Origin of the sequence: Streptomyces sp. NPDC091377, from assembly GCF_044757045.1 — a bacterium.
In the GTDB taxonomy this organism is placed as follows: Bacteria; Actinomycetota; Actinomycetes; order Streptomycetales; family Streptomycetaceae; genus Streptomyces.
Genome location: NZ_JBIVUE010000006.1, coordinates 279,517 through 297,460 on the forward strand (window position 1 = coordinate 279,517; position 17,944 = coordinate 297,460).

The 17,944-nt window shown below is 72.3% G+C and carries 18 protein-coding genes; 13 read left to right on the forward strand and 5 right to left on the reverse strand.

Annotation, left to right across the window (positions count from 1 at the left end):
* Nucleotides 1–65: 65 nt before the first annotated feature.
* Entirely contained in the window at nucleotides 66–992 is a 927-nt protein-coding gene (locus tag ACIQNG_RS16025) for an alpha/beta fold hydrolase (RefSeq protein ID WP_401485455.1), read from the forward strand.
* On the forward strand, nucleotides 989–1,888 hold the full coding sequence (locus tag ACIQNG_RS16030) for an SDR family oxidoreductase (protein ID WP_401485457.1): 900 nt from the start codon (nucleotides 989–991) through the stop codon (nucleotides 1,886–1,888). The genes ACIQNG_RS16025 and ACIQNG_RS16030 overlap by 4 nt, the downstream gene beginning before the upstream one ends.
* 220 nt (nucleotides 1,889–2,108) lie before the next feature.
* Here ACIQNG_RS16030 and ACIQNG_RS16035 read toward each other — a convergent pair whose 3' ends face one another.
* Complete coding sequence (locus ACIQNG_RS16035; protein ID WP_401485459.1) at nucleotides 2,109–5,375, reverse strand: S41 family peptidase; 3,267 nt, start codon at nucleotides 5,373–5,375, stop codon at nucleotides 2,109–2,111.
* A gap of 337 nt (nucleotides 5,376–5,712) precedes the next feature.
* On the opposite strand from ACIQNG_RS16035, the gene ACIQNG_RS16040 reads away from it, so the two are divergent.
* Nucleotides 5,713–6,312, forward strand: a complete 600-nt coding sequence (locus ACIQNG_RS16040; protein WP_401485461.1) for a TetR/AcrR family transcriptional regulator — start codon at nucleotides 5,713–5,715, stop codon at nucleotides 6,310–6,312.
* Between the two features lie 186 nt (nucleotides 6,313–6,498).
* Complete coding sequence (locus ACIQNG_RS16045) at nucleotides 6,499–8,736, forward strand: MMPL family transporter (RefSeq protein ID WP_401485463.1); 2,238 nt, start codon at nucleotides 6,499–6,501, stop codon at nucleotides 8,734–8,736.
* A 180-nt stretch (nucleotides 8,737–8,916) separates the two neighbouring features.
* Here the strand turns inward: ACIQNG_RS16045 and ACIQNG_RS16050 are convergent, their stop codons facing one another.
* Entirely contained in the window at nucleotides 8,917–9,351 is a 435-nt protein-coding gene (locus ACIQNG_RS16050) for an ATP-binding protein (RefSeq protein WP_401485465.1), read from the reverse strand.
* 129 nt (nucleotides 9,352–9,480) lie between these two features.
* Between ACIQNG_RS16050 and ACIQNG_RS16055 the strand changes: the two genes are divergently transcribed.
* The 4 genes from ACIQNG_RS16055 (at nucleotide 9,481) to ACIQNG_RS16070 (ending at nucleotide 11,113) form a co-directional block, all read left to right on the forward strand.
* Nucleotides 9,481–10,314, forward strand: a complete 834-nt coding sequence (locus tag ACIQNG_RS16055) for a Scr1 family TA system antitoxin-like transcriptional regulator (RefSeq protein ID WP_401485708.1) — start codon at nucleotides 9,481–9,483, stop codon at nucleotides 10,312–10,314.
* Nucleotides 10,311–10,487, forward strand: a complete 177-nt coding sequence (locus ACIQNG_RS16060) for a DUF397 domain-containing protein (RefSeq protein WP_401485467.1) — start codon at nucleotides 10,311–10,313, stop codon at nucleotides 10,485–10,487. The genes ACIQNG_RS16055 and ACIQNG_RS16060 overlap by 4 nt, the downstream gene beginning before the upstream one ends.
* A 7-nt stretch (nucleotides 10,488–10,494) precedes the next feature.
* Entirely contained in the window at nucleotides 10,495–10,686 is a 192-nt protein-coding gene (locus tag ACIQNG_RS16065; RefSeq protein WP_401485469.1) for a DUF397 domain-containing protein, read from the forward strand.
* Nucleotides 10,687–10,921: 235 nt separating this feature from the next.
* Nucleotides 10,922–11,113 (forward strand): hypothetical protein, encoded by a 192-nt coding sequence (locus ACIQNG_RS16070; protein ID WP_401485471.1) that lies wholly within the window; start codon nucleotides 10,922–10,924, stop codon nucleotides 11,111–11,113.
* Nucleotides 11,114–11,363: 250 nt separating this feature from the next.
* Here ACIQNG_RS16070 and ACIQNG_RS16075 read toward each other — a convergent pair whose 3' ends face one another.
* On the reverse strand, nucleotides 11,364–11,672 hold the full coding sequence (locus tag ACIQNG_RS16075; protein ID WP_401434148.1) for an ArsR/SmtB family transcription factor: 309 nt from the start codon (nucleotides 11,670–11,672) through the stop codon (nucleotides 11,364–11,366).
* Between the two features lie 61 nt (nucleotides 11,673–11,733).
* Between ACIQNG_RS16075 and ACIQNG_RS16080 the strand changes: the two genes are divergently transcribed.
* Nucleotides 11,734–12,720, forward strand: a complete 987-nt coding sequence (locus ACIQNG_RS16080) for a zinc-binding dehydrogenase (protein ID WP_401485473.1) — start codon at nucleotides 11,734–11,736, stop codon at nucleotides 12,718–12,720.
* A gap of 288 nt (nucleotides 12,721–13,008) precedes the next feature.
* On the opposite strand, the gene ACIQNG_RS16085 is transcribed toward ACIQNG_RS16080, so the two are convergent.
* The gene (locus ACIQNG_RS16085; RefSeq protein ID WP_401434158.1) at nucleotides 13,009–13,512 is read right to left on the reverse strand and encodes a hypothetical protein; all 504 of its coding nucleotides are present in this window, start codon (nucleotides 13,510–13,512) and stop codon (nucleotides 13,009–13,011) included.
* A gap of 94 nt (nucleotides 13,513–13,606) precedes the next feature.
* On the opposite strand from ACIQNG_RS16085, the gene ACIQNG_RS16090 reads away from it, so the two are divergent.
* From ACIQNG_RS16090 to ACIQNG_RS16105, 4 genes are all read left to right on the forward strand, one after another.
* Entirely contained in the window at nucleotides 13,607–14,104 is a 498-nt protein-coding gene (locus tag ACIQNG_RS16090) for a YbaK/EbsC family protein (protein WP_401485475.1), read from the forward strand.
* The gene (locus ACIQNG_RS16095) at nucleotides 14,101–14,946 is read left to right on the forward strand and encodes an EamA family transporter (protein WP_401485477.1); all 846 of its coding nucleotides are present in this window, start codon (nucleotides 14,101–14,103) and stop codon (nucleotides 14,944–14,946) included. Before ACIQNG_RS16090 ends, ACIQNG_RS16095 begins: the two co-directional genes overlap by 4 nt.
* A 179-nt stretch (nucleotides 14,947–15,125) precedes the next feature.
* Nucleotides 15,126–15,815 (forward strand): alpha/beta hydrolase, encoded by a 690-nt coding sequence (locus tag ACIQNG_RS16100; protein ID WP_401434165.1) that lies wholly within the window; start codon nucleotides 15,126–15,128, stop codon nucleotides 15,813–15,815.
* A 79-nt stretch (nucleotides 15,816–15,894) separates the two neighbouring features.
* A complete protein-coding gene (locus tag ACIQNG_RS16105; RefSeq protein ID WP_401434168.1) occupies nucleotides 15,895–16,170 on the forward strand; it encodes a DUF1876 domain-containing protein in 276 nt (91 codons plus the stop codon).
* 521 nt (nucleotides 16,171–16,691) lie between these two features.
* Here ACIQNG_RS16105 and ACIQNG_RS16110 read toward each other — a convergent pair.
* Nucleotides 16,692–17,879, reverse strand: a complete 1,188-nt coding sequence (locus ACIQNG_RS16110) for a serine hydrolase domain-containing protein (RefSeq protein ID WP_401485480.1) — start codon at nucleotides 17,877–17,879, stop codon at nucleotides 16,692–16,694.
* Between the last annotated feature and the right edge of the window lie 65 nt (nucleotides 17,880–17,944).

Consider the following 17,944-nt stretch of genomic DNA (forward strand, 5'->3'; position numbering starts at 1 on the left):
GCCGGCTGACGCGGGCGGTGTCCGCACCGTACGCCCCTCCGGTGTCCGGACCGTATGCGCCTCCGGTGTCCGGACCGTACGCGCCTCCGGTGCCCGTGCGGGAGCTGACCGCCGTGTCGGCGGACGGGGCGCGGCTGCATGTGGAGGTGCACGGCCCCGAGGACGCGCCCGCCGTCGTCCTCGCCCACGGCTGGACCTGCTCCACCGCGTTCTGGGCCGCCCAGATCCGCGCCCTGGCCGCCGACCACCGGGTCGTCGCCTACGACCAGCGGGGCCACGGACGCAGCCCGGTGAGCGCCCGCTGTGACACCGAGGCGCTCGCCGACGATCTGGAGGCCGTGCTGGACGCGGCGCTTGAGCCGGGCCGGAGGGCCGTGATCGCCGGGCACTCCATGGGCGGGATGACCGTCATGGCGGCGGCGGGGCGGGCCGCGTTCCGGGAGCGTACGGCGGCCGTACTGCTGTGCAGCACGGGCAGTTCGCGGCTGGTGGCCGAGGCCACGGTGGTGCCGCTGCGGGCGGGCCGGGTACGGACCGCGCTGACCCGCCGGGTCCTCGGGTCGGGCGCCCCGCTGGGGCCGGTCACTCCGGTGGCGCGGGCGGTGCTCAAGTACGCCACCATGGGCGCCGGTTCCGCGCCGCACCGGGTGGAGGTGTGCGCGCGGATCGTGCACGCCTGTCCGCGCCGGGTGCGGGCCGCCTGGTCGCACGTCCTGGACTCGCTCGACCTGGACGAGGGCGTACGGCGGCTGGAGGTGCCGGTGATGGTGGTCGCCGGGGACCGGGACCGGCTCACCCCTCCCGTGCACGCGCGGGCGATCGCCGCCGGGCTGCCGCGGTGCGTGGGGCTCGTCGAGTTGGCGGGGGTGGGTCATATGACGCCGGTGGAGGCACCCGAGCTGGTGGCGGGGTGTATCCGCGAACTGGTGGGGACGTATCTCGTCCCGGCGGAGACAGAGAACCACGCCGAGCACGCCGAGGAGAGCGCATGAGCAGGGTCAGCCTTGAGGGGCAGGTCGCGGTGGTCACCGGGGCGGCGCGGGGCGTGGGGGAGTTGCTCGCCCGCAAGCTGTCGGCGCGGGGCGCGAAGGTGGCGCTGGTCGGGCTGGAGCCGGACGCGTTGGAGCGGGTCTGCGGGCGGCTGCACAGCGAGAGCGGGTACTGGCACGCCGATGTCACCGACCCCGAGGCGATGGCGAGGGTCGCGGGGGAGGTCGGGGAGCGGTTCGGGAAGGTCGACATCGTGGTGGCCAACGCCGGGGTCGCCGCCGGGGGGCCGTTCACGGACTCCGACCCCGACGCGTGGCGGCGGGTCATAGAGGTCAATCTGATCGGATCGGCCGTCACCGCGCGGGCGTTCCTGCCGCTGCTGACGGAGAGCCGAGGCTATCTGCTCCAGGTCGCCTCGCTCGCCGCGATCGTGCCCGCGCCGATGATGACGGCGTACTGCGCGTCCAAGTCGGGCGTGGAGGCGTACGCGCACGGGCTGCGGGCCGAGGTCGGGCACCAGGGCGTGCGGGTGGGGATCGCGTATCTGTCGTGGACCGACACGGACATGGTGCGCGGGGCCGACCAGGACGAGGTGATGCGGGAGTTGCGGCAGCGGCTGCCGTGGCCGGCGAACAAGACGTACCCGCTGGGGCCGGCCGTGGACCGGATCGTCGCCGGGATAGAGCGGCGCAGCGGGCATGTGTACGCGCAGTGGTGGCTGCGCGGGATGCAGGGGGTACGGGGGTATCTGCCGCAGGTGATCGGGGTGGTGGGGCAGCGGGAGATGCGGCGGTTCGCACCGCGGTTGCGGGAGGTACGGACGGGGTTGGTGGGCGCGGGGGGCGCGGCGGACGAAGGGGCGCGGGGGGTTGCCTCCCCGCGAGGGCGCTACCGCTGACCTTCGCTGGCCTTCCCTGGCCTTCGCTGAATTTCGTTGGCCTCCGCTGGCCTCCGCTGGCCTCCGTTGCCCTTCGCTGAGCTTCCGGCTCGGGTCCGGTGCCTCATGTCGATGGGTGGGTGCGGGCGGGGTGTGGCTGGTCGCGCGGTTCCCCGCGCCCCTGACCGGCAGGCGGTCAAGGGCGCGGGAGCAGAGGACGGCGGTGTTGCGCCCCCGGGGATCAGATGCGTGGGGGGAGTGCGGGGCGGGAGCGGTCCGGGGTCCTGTCCAGGGTGGGGGGTTCGGCCGCCGGGTGGGTGGCCAACTGGGCCAGGGCCAGGGTCACCGCGTCGTCCAGCTGGGCGTAGCGGCCCTCGGCCCAGTCCAGGGGGGTGCGCAGGGCTTCCAGGTCGGGGGTGACGCCCCGGTTCTCCACGCCCCAGCCGTACGCGTCGAACCAGGCCGCGTTCATCGGTACGGTGATCACGGTGCCGTCGCCGAGGCGGTGGCGGCCGGTCATGCCGACGACCCCGCCCCAGGTGCGCTGGCCCACCACGGGGCCGAGGCCCAGCAGTTTGAAGGCGGCCGTGATCATGTCGCCGTCGGAGGAGGTCGCCTCGTCGGCGAGGGCGATCACCGGGCCACGCGGGGCGTTCGACGTGTAGGACACCGGCTGGGCGTCCCGGGTGAGGTCCCAGCCGAGGATCGTACGGGTCAGTTTCTCGATGACGAGTTCGCTGATGTGGCCGCCCGCGTTGCCGCGCACGTCGACGATCAGGGCCGGGCGGGACACCTCCATGCGCAGGTCGCGGTTGAACTGGGCCCAGCCCGAGCCGCCCATGTCGGGGATGTGGAGATAGCCGCAGCGGCCCCCGCTCAGTTCCCGGACCACCTCGCGGCGGGTGGCCACCCAGTCCTGGTAGCGCAGGGGGCGTTCGTCCAGGAGCGGGACGACAGCGACCCGGCGGGCGCGGCCCGCCTCGCCCTCCGCCGGGGTGAACGTCAGCTCCACGGTGGTGCCGCCGGCGCCCGCGAGGAGCGGGTACGGGCCGGTCAGCGGGTCGACCTCGCGGCCGTCGACGTGGGTGAGGACGGCGCCCTCGCGGATGCCGGTGCCCGCGAGGGGGGAGCGGGCCTTGGAGTCGGAGGAGTCGCCGGGGAGGATGCGCCGGACCACCCAGGTGCCGTCCCGGCACACCAGGTTGGCGCCGAGCAGGCCCTGGCGGCGCTGGTAGTGGGCGGGGCCCTCGTTGCGGCGGGCGGCGGTGACGTAGGCGTGGGAGGTGCCGAGTTCGCCGAGGACCTCGCGCAGCAGGTCGGCGAACTCGTCGGGGGAGGCGACCCGGTCGACCAGCGGACGGTACTGGTCGAGGACGGCGTCCCAGTCGATGCCGCACATCCCCGGGTCCCAGAAGAGGGCGCGGGTCAGCCGGCCCGCCTCCTCGTACGCCTGCCGCCACTCCGCGCCGGGGTCGACCACGTGCAGGACGCGGCGCAGGTCGATCCAGGTCGTGGAGTCGGAGTCGCCGGACTCGGTGGACGGGACGGCCCGTAGCTCGTCCTCGTCCATGACCACCAGGCGGGACCCGTCGCCGCTGACCGCGAACCAGTCGAGGTGCTGGACGAGTTCGGACCGTTTGGCCTTGCTGATGTTGAAGAACTCCAGGGTGGGGCGGCCGGTGGTGTCGTCCGGGTTGGCGAAGGTCTCGCCGAGGGCGCCGGAGATGGGCCAGCGCAGCCAGACCAGGCCGCCGCCCGCGACCGGGCAGAGCGCGGAGTACTTGGAGGCGGCGACCGGGAACGGGGTCACCCGGGCCTCCAGGCCCTCCACCTCGACAGTCACCGAGGCGTTCGGCGGGGCGGTCGGTCCGCCCGCCTCACCGGCGAGGGCGGGCTCCTCGTCCTCCACCGGGTCCAGGCCCCCGGCCGCCGGGCGTCCGTCCGGGGAGAGGGCGAAGGGGGAGGGCGTGGCGGAGGAGAGGGGGACCAGGTAGGGGCGGCAGCCGAGGGGGAAGGAGAGGTCGCCGGTGTGGACGTCGTAGACCGGGTCGAAGCCGCGCCAGGAGAGGAAGGCGAGGTAGCGGCCGTCCCGGGTGAAGACCGGGTTCTCGTCCTCGAAGCGACCGTTGGTGACATCGGCGACGAGCCGGTCCTTGATGCGGGCCAGTTTGATCTGCCGCAGGCTGCGGCCGATGCCGGGGTGGGACCAGGTCAGCCAGGCGCCGTCGGGGGAGAACGCGAGGTCGCGGACGGGGCCGTTCATGGACCGGATCAGCTCGGTGGCCTCGCCGTTGGAGTCCTCGCTCGCGTCGATCAGCAGGAGCCGTCCGTCGTGCGCGGCCAGCGCGAGGCGTTCGCCCTGCGGGTCGGCGACCAGTTCCAGGACCCGGCCGAGGCCGCCGGAGGCCAGCCGCCTCGGTGGCCGGTCGCCGCTCGCGCGCGGGAGGTAGGCGATCTCGACGGCGTCCTCGCCCTCCGCGTCCGTCACGTAGGCCACCTGGCCGCCCGAGCCGAGCATCTCCGGGAGCCGGATCCGGACGCCGGGGGTGTCGCTGAGGGTGCGGGCGGGGCCGTCGCGGTGGGTGAGCCAGTAGAGGCTGCCGCGCACCACGACCGCGCTGGCGCGCCCGGTCTCGTCCACGGACAGCCCGTCCACGTGCTGGGCGGCCGGCACCTGGTAGGGGCGGCGGCCCGCGCGGGGCCCGCTGAGCCGTACGTCGAGGCGGCGCGGCCCGGCGCCGGGGGCGAGGTCGTCCACGAGCCAGAGGTCGCCGGCGCACTGGTAGACCACGCGGGTGCCGTCGCTCGCCGCGTTGCGGGCGTAGAAGGCGTCGTGATCGGTGTGGCGCCGCAGGTCGGAGCCGTCGTAGGCGCAGGAGTACAGATTGCCGACGCCCTCGTGGTCGGAGAGGAAGGCGATCCGGTCGCCGACGAACACGGGGTCGGCGAGGTGGCCGCCGATGTCTTCGAGGAGACGGCGGCCGTGCAGCCAGAGCCGGCCCATGGCGCCGCCCCGGTAGCGCTTCCAGGAGGCGGGCTCGTGCGGTGGGGTGCCGGTGAGGAGCAGGGTCCGGCGTTCGCCGTCGAGGTCGGCGACCTGGATGTCGCTGACCGGGCCCCAGGGGAGTTTGCGGCCGGGGTCGCCGTCGGGGCGGAGCTTGTAGGCCCAGGTGAAGTACGAGAAGGGCTCGCCGTGGGAGGCGACGGCGAGGAGTTCGCCGTCCGGGGTCCAGCCGCGGGCGCGGGTGTCGGCGCTGCCCCAGTACGTCAGCCGCCGGGCCGGTCCGCCGTCCACCGGCACCAGATGCAGCTCCGGTGCCAGGCTGCGCCAGCTCGTGTACGCGAGGTGGCGGCCGTCGGGGGAGAAGCGGGGGTGTCCGGCCTTGGTGCGGTCGACGGTGAGCCGCCAGGCGCGGCCCCCGCCGTCGAGCGGGGCCAGCCAGAGGTCGTCCTCGGCGACGAAGGTGAGCAGGTCGGCGTGGAGGTGGGGCATCCGCAGGTACGTCACCTCCCCATGCTTTTCCCGTGGATGGGCCGCGGCAACTCGTACAGAAGGGCGGTGATCAACCGTCCGTACCCGTTTTCGTGTCTCTCTTCCTGTCTGTTCCGACTATGTGTTCCGACCGCCTGTTCCGGCTGCGTGTTCCGACTGCCTGTTCCGACTGTCTGTTCCGATACCGACCCGAGCTGCTCATGTGCCGATCCGACATCTGCTCTTATGCCGATCCGACAGAGGTGGTCCACGTCACGTACGAAACGGTTTCGTTTCGCAGGGCGGCTGCGCTACATTCTTCGTGTACGAAGTCGTACGCGGAGTCGTACGCGGAGAGAGGGAGGCGAGGGACATGGCTGATGTCGCAACGGCGCGTCGCAGTCGGCTCACGCCCGAGCGTGAGGCCGAGTTGTACGAGGCCGTGCTCGAACTCCTCCGGGAGGTCGGCTACGACGCCCTCACCATGGACGCCGTCGCCGCCCGTACCCGCTCCAGCAAGGCCACGCTCTACCGCCAGTGGGGCGGAAAGGCCGAGCTGGTGGTGAAGGCTCTGCGGCACAACAAGCGGATCCGGGTCGAGGACATCGACACCGGGTCGCTGCGCGGGGACCTGTACACGCTGATGACCCAGGACGACGACTGCACCATGCAGGCGAGCGCCGATCTGATGCGGGGGATCGCCATGGCGATCCACAACAACCCGGATCTGCGCGAGACGTTCCGGGCCCAGCTCGTGGAGCCCGAGATGAAGGAGTTCCAGAAGGTCGTCGACCGGGCGGTGCAGCGCGGCGAGGTCCGTGCCGACTGTCCGGCCCTGGAGTTCACGCTCCACATGATGATCGGCGGATTCGCCACCCGGACTCTGCTGGACGACCAGCCGCCCACCCAGGCGTTCCTCACCTCGTACATCGACGCTGTGATCCTCCCCGCCCTAGGCGTCACCACCCACTGAGTCACCCGAGTCACCCGAGTCACCCCGGGACGGCACCGAGTCACCCCCTCGGTCCGCGGCCCGGTCCCCACCCCTCTCCACCTGACGTCACCGCTCTCGTCGTCGGGCCGATCTCCCCTGCGCCGACGCCGGGTTGATCAACCCTGCCCCGATCCATCCCCACGACCTGACCGGGAGAACGCCCTCGTGGCAACTTTCCTCTACAAACTCGGACGCCTCGCCTTCAAGCGACGGCACTTCGTCGTCATCCTCTGGGTCGCCCTGCTGGCGGCCGTGGGTGTCGGCGCGGCCAGCGCCCCGCCCGCGGGGTCCAGCAACTTCTCCATCCCCGGCACCGAGGCCCAGCGCGCCTTCGACCTGCTGGAGGAGCGGTTCCCCGGCACCAGCGCCGACGGCGCCACCGCCCGGGTGGTCTTCAAGGCCCCCGACGGCGAGAAGGTGACCGCGGGCGACAACAAGGCGACCGTCGAGAAGGCGGTCAAGGACCTGTCCGGCGGCTCCGAGGTCGCCTCCGTCTCCGACCCGTTCACCGGAGGAGGCGTCAGCCAGGACGGCTCGATCGCCTACTCCTCCGTCAGCTACAAGGTCTCCAGCATGGAGCTGGAGGACGCCACCAAGGACGCCCTCGAAGGCACCGCCGAGAAGGCGCAGGACGCCGGGCTGACCGTCGAGATAGGCGGTGACGCGCTCACCGCGATGCCGCACACCGGCACCGCCGAGATCATCGGTATCGCCATCGCCGCGGTCGTCCTCGTCATCACCCTGGGCTCGCTGATCGCCGCAGGTCTGCCGCTGCTGACCGCGCTGATCGGGGTGGGCATCGGCATCTCCGCCATCACCGCCCTCGCCAAGCCGCTCGGCATGGACTCCACCACCTCCACGCTCGCCATGATGATCGGCCTCGCGGTCGGCATCGACTACGCCCTCTTCATCGTCTCCCGCTACCGGGCGGAACTGGCCGAGGGCCGCGAACGCCAGGAGGCGGTGGGACGGGCCGTGGGCACGGCGGGCTCCGCGGTGGTCTTCGCCGGACTGACCGTCGTCATCGCGCTGGTCGGACTCGCCGTCGTCAACATCCCGGTGCTCACCAAGATGGGCTTCGCGGCGGCCGGCACGGTCGTCATCGCGGTCCTCATCGCCCTGACCATGATCCCCGCCCTGCTCGGCTACGCGGGCCGCAAGGTCAAGCCGGCGGGCGCCAAGCGCGGGCGCGGCGCGAAGAAGGGCGAGCCCGAGCCCGCCCCGTCCACCGCCGAGCCCAAGGCCAACCTGGGCACCCGCTGGGCGCGCTTCGTCGTACGACGTCCCGTCGCCGTCCTCCTCATCGGCATCGTCGGCCTGGGCGCCGCCGCCATCCCCGTCGGCTCCATGGAGATGGGCCTGCCGGACGAGGGCTCCCAGTCCACCGACACCACCCAGCGCCGCGCCTACGACCTGCTCTCCGAGGGCTTCGGCCCCGGCTTCAACGGCCCCCTCATGGTGGTCACGGACGCCAAGTCCGCCGACGACCCCGAGGCCGTCGCCACCGATGTCGCCGACCGGATCAAGGGGCTCGACGGTGTCGTCACCGTGACCCCGCCGGTCCCGAACAAGGCCGGCGACACCTACACCATCACCGTCATCCCGGAGTCCAAGCCCTCGTCCACCCAGACCGAGGACCTGGTCCACTCCATCCGTGACACCGGGGCGGACGTCAAGGCCGACACCGACGCCGGCGTGCTGGTGACGGGTGCGACCGCGATGAACATCGACTTCTCGCAGAAGATGAACGACGCGCTGATCCCGTATCTCGCGCTGGTGGTCGGCCTCGCCTTCCTCCTCCTCATCGCCGTCTTCCGCTCGATCCTCGTCCCGCTCAAGGCCGCCCTCGGCTTCCTCCTCAGTGTGCTCGCCGCGCTCGGCGCCGTCGTCGCGGTCTTCCAGTGGGGCTGGCTCTCGGGCCTCATCGGGGTCGAGCAGACCGGCCCGATCATGTCGATGATGCCGATCTTCATGGTCGGTGTGGTCTTCGGTCTCGCCATGGACTACGAGGTGTTCCTCGTGACCCGGATGCGCGAGGCGTACGTCCACGGCGAGCGGCCCGGTCAGGCCGTGGTGACCGGGTTCAAGCACAGCGCCCGGGTGGTGTCGGCGGCGGCGGTCATCATGATGGCGGTCTTCGCGGGCTTCATCGGCTCCTCCGAGGCCATGATCAAGATGATCGGCTTCGGTCTCGCCGTCGCCGTCCTGTTCGACGCCTTCGTGGTCCGCATGGCCATCGTCCCCGCGGTCCTCGCCCTGCTGGGCGACCGCGCCTGGTGGCTCCCGAAGTGGCTCGACCGCGCCCTGCCCAACGTGGATGTGGAGGGCGAGGGCCTGAACGCCGCCGCGCAGGCCCATGCGGGGGCGGGCCCGGACGAGGAGAAGGAACTGGTCCGCGCGTGACGTTCTGACGCCGGACGCCGGGCGCCGGGCGCCGGGCGCCGGGCGCCGGGCGCCGGGCGCCGGGCGCCGGGCGCCGGGCGCCGGGCGCCGGACGCCGGACGCCGGACGCCGGACGTCTGAGGACTGACGTCCGGCGCCGCCAGACCAGCCGGTGAGGGTTCCGTGGGGACGGGGCTGCCCTCACCGGCTTCCTTCTGTCCGGACCTCGGCCCAGACGGTTTTCTTCGGATACGGGCCCGCGCTGACTCCCCACTTGTCCGCCAACGCGTCCACGAGGAACAGCCCGCGCCCCGACACATGGTCGAGCCGGGGATGCGTGAGGCGGGGATGCCGGTCCCCGAGGGTGTCGGTGACCTCGATCCGCAGGGTGTCGGAGACGACGTAGAGGGTGAGCCGGAAGTTCCGGTCCGGCACCCGCCCGTGCGTGGCGGCGTTGGCCGCCAGCTCACCCACGATGTGCTCCGCCGGGTCGCGGGGGAGGCCCCAGGAGAGGAGGTGCTCCCGGGCGAGGAGGCGGGCGTGTCGGGCTCCGCGGGGGGTTGGGGGGTGGAGGGAGCTGACGTTTCGGAAGTGGTCCGACAGGTGGGGGCGGGGAGGCGCGGAGTTCTGAGTCATGTCACCCAGCGTGGCGAGATGTGGTTGCCTTGAGGTGCGGATATGCCGGTGAGTATCGAAGCCGTCCCGCTTTTGTCTCGCGCTGTCTTGCCTGGTCTCGGAGGTGGGGTCTTGAAGAACGAGGACGCGGTGGAGACCGATGCTCCGGAACGGTCGGATGACACCGACTCGGTGGTGGCCGTCGTGGGACGCCTGGTGAGACTGGCCCGTCAGCGGGCCGGGACGAGCGTGGTCGACTTCGCGAAGACCATGGGATACGGCGAGGACATGATCCGCAAGATCGAACGCGGAGACCGCATCCCCCGACCGGAGTTCCTGGACCGGGCGGACGACCTCCTCCAGGCGAACGGATATCTGCGGGCGTTCAGGGAAGACATGAGGAAGGCCCGGTATCCCAAGAAGGATCGGCAGCTGAAAGAGCTGGAGGATCGGGCGACCGAGCTGACCCAGTACAGCAACCACAACCTCCAGGGGCTGTTGCAGACGCCCGAGCACATGAGGGCGCTGTTCGAGATGAGACTGCCCGTGTACTCGGCTGACATGGTGGAGTCGGGGATCCAGGCGCGCATGGCCCGGAAGGCCGTCTTCGAGCGGGACCCCGCTCCGGCGCTCACCTTCATCCAGGAACAGGTGACGCTGGAACGTCCCGTGGGCGGCAGGAAGGTGCTCCGGGCACAGCTTGAACACCTGCTGGAGGTGGGGAGGCTGCGGAACGTCACCCTTCAGGTCATGCCGACCGAGCGGGGGGAGCACGCGGGAATGCACGGTCTCATCGAGGTGCTGAAGTTCGCGGACGGAACCACCCTGGGGCGCCGGGGGTGGTCCCACAACGGCGACAGCCCCTTTGTCTCGGACCCCGCGGAACTCCGCATCCTTGAGCTGAGACTCGGCGCGATCCGCTCCCAGGCTCTTCCCCCGCAGGAATCACTGGCCTTCATCGAAAGCAGGTTGGGAACACTGTGAACTGGTTCAAGAGCAGCTACAGCAGCAGCAGTAACGGAAATGACTGCGTGGAGGTGGCGGTGGCCTCCGCCGCCATCCATGTCCGTGACTCCAAGGCGCCTGACGTGCCGCACTTCGTGGTCGCTCCTGATGCTTGGGTCGACTTCGTTTCGTTCGCCTCGTCTGGTGGCTAGGAGCGGGATGAGCACCGCCGCGTGCCACTGGCTCAAGAGCACCTACAGCGACAGCAGCAACGGGAACGACTGCGTGGAGGTGGCGGTGGTCTCCGCCACCGTCCACGTCCGTGACTCCAAGGTGCCCGACGCGCCGCACTTCGCCGTCGCTCGGGCGGCTTGGGCGGACTTCGTCTCGTACGCCGTGTCCGACGGCTGAGGCGCTGCTTCTGACGGCGGACCGGTGGCCGGTCTGTACCGGCGCCGTGTCTGCTGCGCGGCGCGACCGGCTACGTGGACGAGGCCGAGGATGAGGCCAAGCGCCAGGGCGGTGATCCAGACGAGTACTCCAACCCCGGTAGCGATTTGCGCATGCCGGCCGAGGCGTTGTGGACTGCGGGCATGACTCGTGTGCTCCGTCGGAGGCGGTGACCATGGGTGTTCCGGTTGTGGCGATGCCGTACTTCAACCGGGCGCAGGGTGCGCAGCCGGCGGTCGCGCGGTCGATCGCCTCATTGCGGGAGCAGGGCGTCGTCGTGCTCGACGGGTCGGACGGGTACATGTCGCATGCGCCGAAGCAGGGTGACCCGAAGGCGTATCCGTGGGCGCGGGCGCTGGCTGGTGTGCGGCGTCGGGTTGGCTCCTGACCGTGGCGGGCGGGTCCGTCGCCCGTGGCCGCACATGGTGAATCGCCGCGGCAGGCAGCCATGCAGGCCAGACCGATGATCTGCGCCCCGTGTGGACGGCGGGGAGGGAGCGGCCGGCGCGGACCTTCCCCCACCGTGCCTATGGCCGTCGGCCGCATCGGTCGACACGTGCTGCGCAACCTCCCGCCCGACGGGCGCATCCGCACCGCACCACGGGTGGTCGAACCCTGACTGAACAACGGTATTGGATCTAGAACACGTCGCGCAGGGTCTCCAGGAGGCGGGCGATGTTCGCCTCGTCGCGCCGGTAGTAGGTCCACTTGCCCCGGCGCGTGGCGACCACCAGCCCCGCTTGCCGCAGCATCGCGAGGTACTGCGAGGTGGTCGACTGCCCCAGCCCCGCACGCTGCTGGATGTCGGTCACGCAGACACCGATCTCGACGTCCTCGGGCTCCTGGCCTGGGAAACTCATCGGATCCTTGAGCCACACCAGCATCTGGCGGCGGGCCGGGTTGGACAGAGCCCGGAACACAGCCAGCAACTCCGCCTCCGAGAACATGCGGCGATCGTAACGCACGTACATATTGACGATTCGCGATATCACGATTTATGGTCGGGGTATGTCGACCTCGATGCGTGTGATGGAACTCGTCCGCTTCGGTGAGGCGGACACCGCGTTCGCCGCCCGGGAGCTGCCGAGACCCGCTCCCGGACCGGGCCAGGTGCTCGTGCGCGTGGAGGCCACGTCCGTGAACCCTCTCGACCTGCAGACCCGGCGCGGCGACTACCGCGATCAGGTGGCGCTGCCCGCGGTGATCGGCAACGACGTGTCCGGCGTGGTGGTCGGGACCGGCCCCGGGGCGGACGACTTCCGGCCGGGCGACGAGGTCTGGTACCTGGCGCCGATCTTCGCCGGACAGGGGACCTACGCCGAGTTCCACGTGGTCGACCAGGCCCTGGTCGCCCGTAAGCCCGAAGGGCTGTCGCACGTCGAGGCCGCCGGGCTCGCCCTCGTGGGCATGACGGCGTGGGAGGCGCTGGCCGAACGCGCCCGAGTACGGGCCGGGGAGCGCGTCCTGGTGCACGGCGGAGCGGGCGGGGTCGGCTCGGTCGCCGTCCAGGTCGCCAAGGCGCTGGGGGCCGAGGTGGTGACCACCGCGCGGGCGAGAGACCACGAGTTCGTCGCCGGACTGGGAGCCGACCGCGCGATCGACTTCTCGGCCGGTGACTACGTACCGCAGGTGCGCGCGCTGGGCGGGGTGGACGTCGTGCTCGACACGGTGGGCGGGGACACCCTCGCCCGCAGCCCGGAGGTCCTCGCCGACCGGGGCCGCGTGGTGTCCGTCGTGGACATCCCCGAACCGCAGAACCTGCTTGCCGCGTGGGGCGTCAACGCGACCTACCACTTCCTCTTCGTCAGCCCCGGCAGGGCGAAGCTCGCGGCCCTCGGCCGGCTGGTCGACCAGGGCGGACTCCGGCCGGTGATCGGCGCCGTGCTCCCGCTGGCCGACCTCGCGCAGGCGCACACCCTGCTGGAAGGCGGCTCCGCCACCGAGGGGCCCCGCCGACGCCCCCGCGGCAAGATCACCATCGCCGTGCACCCGTGAGGGTGCGGGGCGGTGCCGGTCCGGCTGCGTCAACGCCGGCGAGGATCCGCAGGTCCGCCCGTGTCTGCCCGCGCCTGGGCGGAGGAGATGTACGACGAAGCCGAGGAGGCCGGCCGCCCCCACCCGCCACCCAGCGCCCAGGAGAAATGGAGCACGGCGAAAGCGACCGCCCAGGCGCATGCCACGCGCCCCCACCCCACCGGTGCCGCCCTGTTCCGCCGAACCTCACGCATGGCGACGAGCATGCCCCCGGCCCCGTCCCTCAGACAGCCCGGACAACGCGCCCCGTCACGGGAAGTACAGCCGCGCCTTCTCCAGCACATGGCCCGTGAACATCCCGCCCCACTGCACCCGGCCCCGGTACATCGCCGTACGGGTCGCCTCCGGCGTCGTCTCCACCGTGATCGGGCGGCCCACCACCGACGTCTCCAGGATCCGGGCGTCCTGGGCCGCCCACTGCACCGCCGCCGGCTGCACGGCGTCGCCTATCAGCGCGGGCAGCACCATCGCCGCGTTGCGCGCACCGGGGATACCGCCCTGCCGCGACTTGGCGTGACTCAGCGCCCATCGCGTGAAATCCGCCAGCTCGGCCGGGCCCACGCTGGGCACGACAGCGGCGTAGACGAACAGTTGCGCCTTCGTGCCGAACCATCTCGCCTTGCGGTCCGACCGGCTGCCGGTCAGCACCTCGTACCCCGCCCACCGGGTGGTCGACACCGCGCAGCCGTCCGCTGTCAGGCGCCCGCGCAGCGCGTCCAAGTAGGTGGTGGCGGGGCTCTGTCGGTCAGTCATACGGCGATCATTCAGCACTCCCGCCAGGGGAGGAAGGCGTGCGCGCCACCTACTCGGTCGCGTGTGTCATACACGCGGCACTAGCGTGCCTCCCATGACCTCTTCTTCAGCCGCCGCCCACCCCCGTTTCGCCGAAGCCCTCGACGCGTTGGGGCTCGCCGAGGTGAACGGGCGGCTCCGCCGCTTCCCGGACGCCACCCGCACCGCCGCCGAGGCCGCCGCCGCCATCGGGTGCGAGCTGAGCCAGATCTGCAAGTCGCTGATCTTCGCCGCCGACGGGGTACCGGTACTGGTGCTGATGGACGGGGCCTCGCGGGTGGACGTGGAGCGGGTGCGCCAGGAACTCGGCGCCGCCGAGGTCACCCGCGCCAAGGCCGATGTCGTACGGGAGACCACGGGGTACGCCATCGGCGGCGTGCCGCCCTTCGGGCACCGGACCAGGACCCGGGTTCTCGCGGACCGCTCGCTGCTCGCGCACGACATCGTGTGGGCCGCCGCCGGAGATCCGCACACGGTGTTCCCCATGCCGCCCAAGGAACTCGTCGACCGGGCCGGGGCGACCCTCGTGGACGTGCGTGAGCAGGACGTGTGACGCCGCTGGTTGCCGCCGCCGTCCTCGCCGCGGCGGTCACCCACGCGGGCTGGAACGCCATAGCCCACCGCATCACCGACAAACTCGTCGGCTTCGTGCTGATCACCGGGGGCGGCCTCTTCATCGGGCTCGCCCTCGTGTCGTTCGCCCCCTCGCCGGCCGCGGGCGCCTGGCCCTGTCTGCTCGTCTCGGCGGTCATCCACATCGCCTACAACGCGCTGCTGATGAAGTCCTTCCGGCTGGGGGACTTCGGGCAGACCTACCCCATCGCGCGCGGCACCGCTCCGCTGCTGGTCACCGTCTTCGCCGCGGTCTTCGCGCACGAGGTGCCCGACCGGTGGGCGGCGGCCGGGATCGCCCTGTCCTGCGCCGGACTGACCGGCGTCGCCCTGTGGGGGCTGCGCGGGAAACACCCCAACTGGCCCGCCATCGGCGCCGCGTTGGCGACCGGGCTGACCATCGCCGCGTACACCGTCGTCGACGGGATCGGGGTCCGCGCCGCCGACTCCACGCTCGGCTACATCGGCTGGCTCCTGGTGCTCCAGGGGACCGTACTGCCCGCCTACGCCGTGTACCGGTGGCGCGGTGAGACCCTCGCCCGGCTCCGGCCCTTCGCGGTGCTCGGGCTGCTCGGCGCCGCCATGTCCGTGGCCGCGTACGCGCTCGTGCTGTGGGCCCAGACCCGGGCCGCGCTCGCACCGGTCGCCGCGCTGCGCGAGTCCTCCATCATCGTCGGCGCCGCCATCGGGGCCGTCCTCTTCAAGGAACGGTTCGGACTGGCCCGGGTCGCCGCGGCGGGCGTCCCGGTCGCGGGGATCGGGCTGATGCTGCGCTCGGGGTGAGGGGCAGGAGGGGGCACGATTCACGGGGCACGGCCCACGGCCCACGGGGCCCGGGGCCCCGGGCACGGGTCACCTGAACGGGCTGTTCCGTATGCGGTGGTCGGGGGCGCGCGGTGTGCTGAGTGACGTACGTCCGTTTCGGCTCGTACCTCCTCGACTCCCTCCGGAAGGGAACAGCCATGGCCGACAAACCCGCGATCGTCCTCGTGCACGGATTCTGGGGCGGTGCCGCCCACTGGGGCGGGGTCATCCCCGAACTCCGCCGCCGGGGCTTCACCTCGCTGCACGCGGTCGAGAACCCGCTCACCTCCCTCGCCGAGGACGCCGAGCGCACCCGCAAGATGGTCAAGCAGATCGACGGGCCCGTCGTCCTGGTCGGGCACTCCTACGGCGGCGCGGTCATCACCGAGGCCGGTGACCTGCCCAATGTCACCGGGCTCGTCTACGTCGCCGCCTTCGCGCCGGACGCCGGGGAGAGCCCCGGCGGGATCAGCCAGGAGAAGCCCCCGGCCGCGTTCGACAACCTCGCGCCCGACTCCGACGGCTACCTGTGGATCAAGCAGGACAAGTTCCACGAGAGCTTCGCCCAGGATCTGCCCGAGGAAGAAGCGCTGGTCATGGCGGTGACGCAGAAGGCGCCGCTGGCCTCCACCTTCGGTGACGCCATCAGCGCCCCGGCCTGGCGGACCAAGCCGACCTGGTACCAGGTCTCCTCCGAGGACCGCATGATCCACCCCGACAACGAGCGGCGCATGGCCGAGCGGATGAACCCCCGCAAGACCATCGAGCTGAATTCCAGCCACGCCTCCCTCGCCTCCCAGCCGATCCCGGTCACCGACCTGATCGAGGAGGCCGCCGGGGCGCTGTGACCCCGGCGGATCCCCGCATGGGTGCGGGTTCGGCCGTCGCGGGGCACTCTGGAAGAAGGTCTTCCGGAGGTGATCGGTCATGATGCACACCACTGTGGGATGGCATGTCGAGCTGGAATTCGTCGAGGACGACCAGCACACCAGAGCCGCCGCGCTGGTCCGGCTCCCCGACGGCACGGAGGTACGGGGCCACGGCCGGGCCAGCCGCCACCACGCCGACTCCAACCAGCCACGCGTCGGCGAGGAGATCGCCGGGGCCCGCGCCCTCAACGAGATCGCCATGAAACTGCTCGGCAAGGCGCACGGCGAGATCGACGCCGACTCCGGCCGCACATCGGCCCCGATACACGCCTGACCCCACCTCCCACCTCCCGACGCCCGCCCCAGGTCCCCTGACCACCGGGTCAGCCTTCGGGCTGCGTTCTCCCAGCTCCCGGGCCTCCCGACCCCATGCTCCCGGCCCTCCCGGCCTCATGCCGCTTGCCCCCGGTCCCCCCTGCCCCGGGCCTCTGTCTCGGGCTGCCGGCCCCCTGGCCTGGGCCCCTGGCCCCTGGCCCCCTGGCCCGGCCCCCGGCCTCCTGCCCCCGGCCCCCTGGCCTGGGCACCCGGCCCCCTGGCCTGGGCACCCGGCCCCCTGTCCCGGGTCTCCTGGCCCCGGCTTCTGGGCCCCTGGCCTCCGTCGCCCGGGCCCCGGGTGTCCCGGCTTCCGGCTTCGGGTCTCCGGGGCCGGCCTCCGCGCTTCCTGGCCTCCCGGCTACCGGGCCCCGGCCCCCGGCCCGCTACCGGGCCTAGCCTCGCCCCCGACCCCCCGACCCCCCGACCCCCCGACCCCCCGACCCCCCGACCCCCCGAGCCTCGCCCCCGGCCCCGCCCCCCTCAGCCCCCCGCCGCCCGTACCGCCCGTACCAGTGCCTGGGCTCTTGGGTCCGCTGTCACGCTTTTGCGGAAGCCGTTCGTCACGTAGCCGAACGCGATGCCCGTGTCCGGGTCGGCGAAGCCCAGGGCGCCGCCGCGGCCGGGGTGGCCGAAGGAGCCGGGGGACAGCAGGGGGGACGCGCTGCCGTCCAGCATGTAGCCGAGGCCGAAGCGGGTGCCGACCACCAGGACGCGGTCCGGGCCCGCCGACCGCTCCCCGCGTGCCAGCTCCACCGTCTCCGGGGTGAACAGCCGGACGCCGCCGTCCACCTCGCCGATCAGCGAGGCGTAGATCCGCGCCAGCCCCTCGGCGGTGGCGATGCCGTTGGAGGCGGGCAGGGCGGCGGCACGGTAGACGGCGTCGTTCTCGTCCGGCAGCGGAGTGATCGCGGCGAAGGCCCGGCGGGTCAGCGACCCCGGGTCGGCGTACGCGTCGGACACCGCCCGCTTGGGCCGGGTCCGCAGCCCGCCCGGACCCGTCTCCGGCGTCTGCCCCTTGCCGACCCGGCCCACCCGCGCCGCCTGCTCTCCCGGCAGCCCGAGCCAGAAATCGGCGCCCACCGGCCCCGCGATCTCCCGCGCGATCCACTCACCGATCGGCCGCCCGGTCACCCGGCGCACCAGCTCCGCCGTCAGCCAGCTGTACGTCTGCGCGTGATAGCCGTGGTCCGTCCCCGGCTCCCACGCCGGGGCCTGCGCCGCCACCGCCCGCGCCCCCCGCAGCGGATCCACCGCCTCCGCCGGGGTCAGCGGCCGGTCCAGCGCCGGGACGCCCGCCCGGTGCGCCAGCAGATGCCATACCGCCGTCCGCTCCTTGCCCGCCGCCTTGAACTCCGGCCACCACTCACCCACCGGCGCGTCCAGGTCCAGCTCACCGCGCTGGTGCAGCAGCAGCACAACGGCGGCGGCCACCCCCTTGGTCGCCGAGCGCACGATCTGCGCGGTGCCGGACTCCCACGGCGCGGTGCCGTCGATGTCCCGCGTACCGCCCCACAGATCGACGACCTTGCGGCCGTCCCGGTAGACGGCGACGGCCGCGCCCCGGTCCCCGAGCACCGCGAAGTTCCGGGCGAACGCGTCCCGGACCGGCTCGAAACCCTCCGCCACCGTGCCCCGTATGCCTGCGCCCGCGTCTGCGTCCGCGCTCACACCCGTACTCCGTTCCGTCACTCACCCACACCCCTGGGTGCTCACGCTCCACCCAACACCCGGGA

Bases quoted from the DNA above. Each gene is read 5' to 3' on its own strand.
- ACIQNG_RS16080 (WP_401485473.1), top strand. From the start codon at position 11,734: ATGTCGACCTCGATGCGTGTGATGGAACTCGTCCGCTTCGGTGAGGCG.
- ACIQNG_RS16040 (WP_401485461.1), top strand. From the start codon at position 5,713: ATGGCTGATGTCGCAACGGCGCGTCGCAGTCGGCTCACGCCCGAGCGT.
- ACIQNG_RS16030 (WP_401485457.1), top strand. From the start codon at position 989: ATGAGCAGGGTCAGCCTTGAGGGGCAGGTCGCGGTGGTCACCGGGGCG.
- ACIQNG_RS16090 (WP_401485475.1), top strand. From the start codon at position 13,607: ATGACCTCTTCTTCAGCCGCCGCCCACCCCCGTTTCGCCGAAGCCCTC.
- ACIQNG_RS16075 (WP_401434148.1), bottom strand. From the start codon at position 11,672: ATGTTCTCGGAGGCGGAGTTGCTGGCTGTGTTCCGGGCTCTGTCCAAC.
- ACIQNG_RS16065 (WP_401485469.1), top strand. From the start codon at position 10,495: ATGAGCACCGCCGCGTGCCACTGGCTCAAGAGCACCTACAGCGACAGC.
- ACIQNG_RS16100 (WP_401434165.1), top strand. From the start codon at position 15,126: ATGGCCGACAAACCCGCGATCGTCCTCGTGCACGGATTCTGGGGCGGT.
- ACIQNG_RS16050 (WP_401485465.1), bottom strand. From the start codon at position 9,351: ATGACTCAGAACTCCGCGCCTCCCCGCCCCCACCTGTCGGACCACTTC.
- ACIQNG_RS16070 (WP_401485471.1), top strand. From the start codon at position 10,922: ATGCCGTACTTCAACCGGGCGCAGGGTGCGCAGCCGGCGGTCGCGCGG.
- ACIQNG_RS16105 (WP_401434168.1), top strand. From the start codon at position 15,895: ATGATGCACACCACTGTGGGATGGCATGTCGAGCTGGAATTCGTCGAG.
- ACIQNG_RS16085 (WP_401434158.1), bottom strand. From the start codon at position 13,512: ATGACTGACCGACAGAGCCCCGCCACCACCTACTTGGACGCGCTGCGC.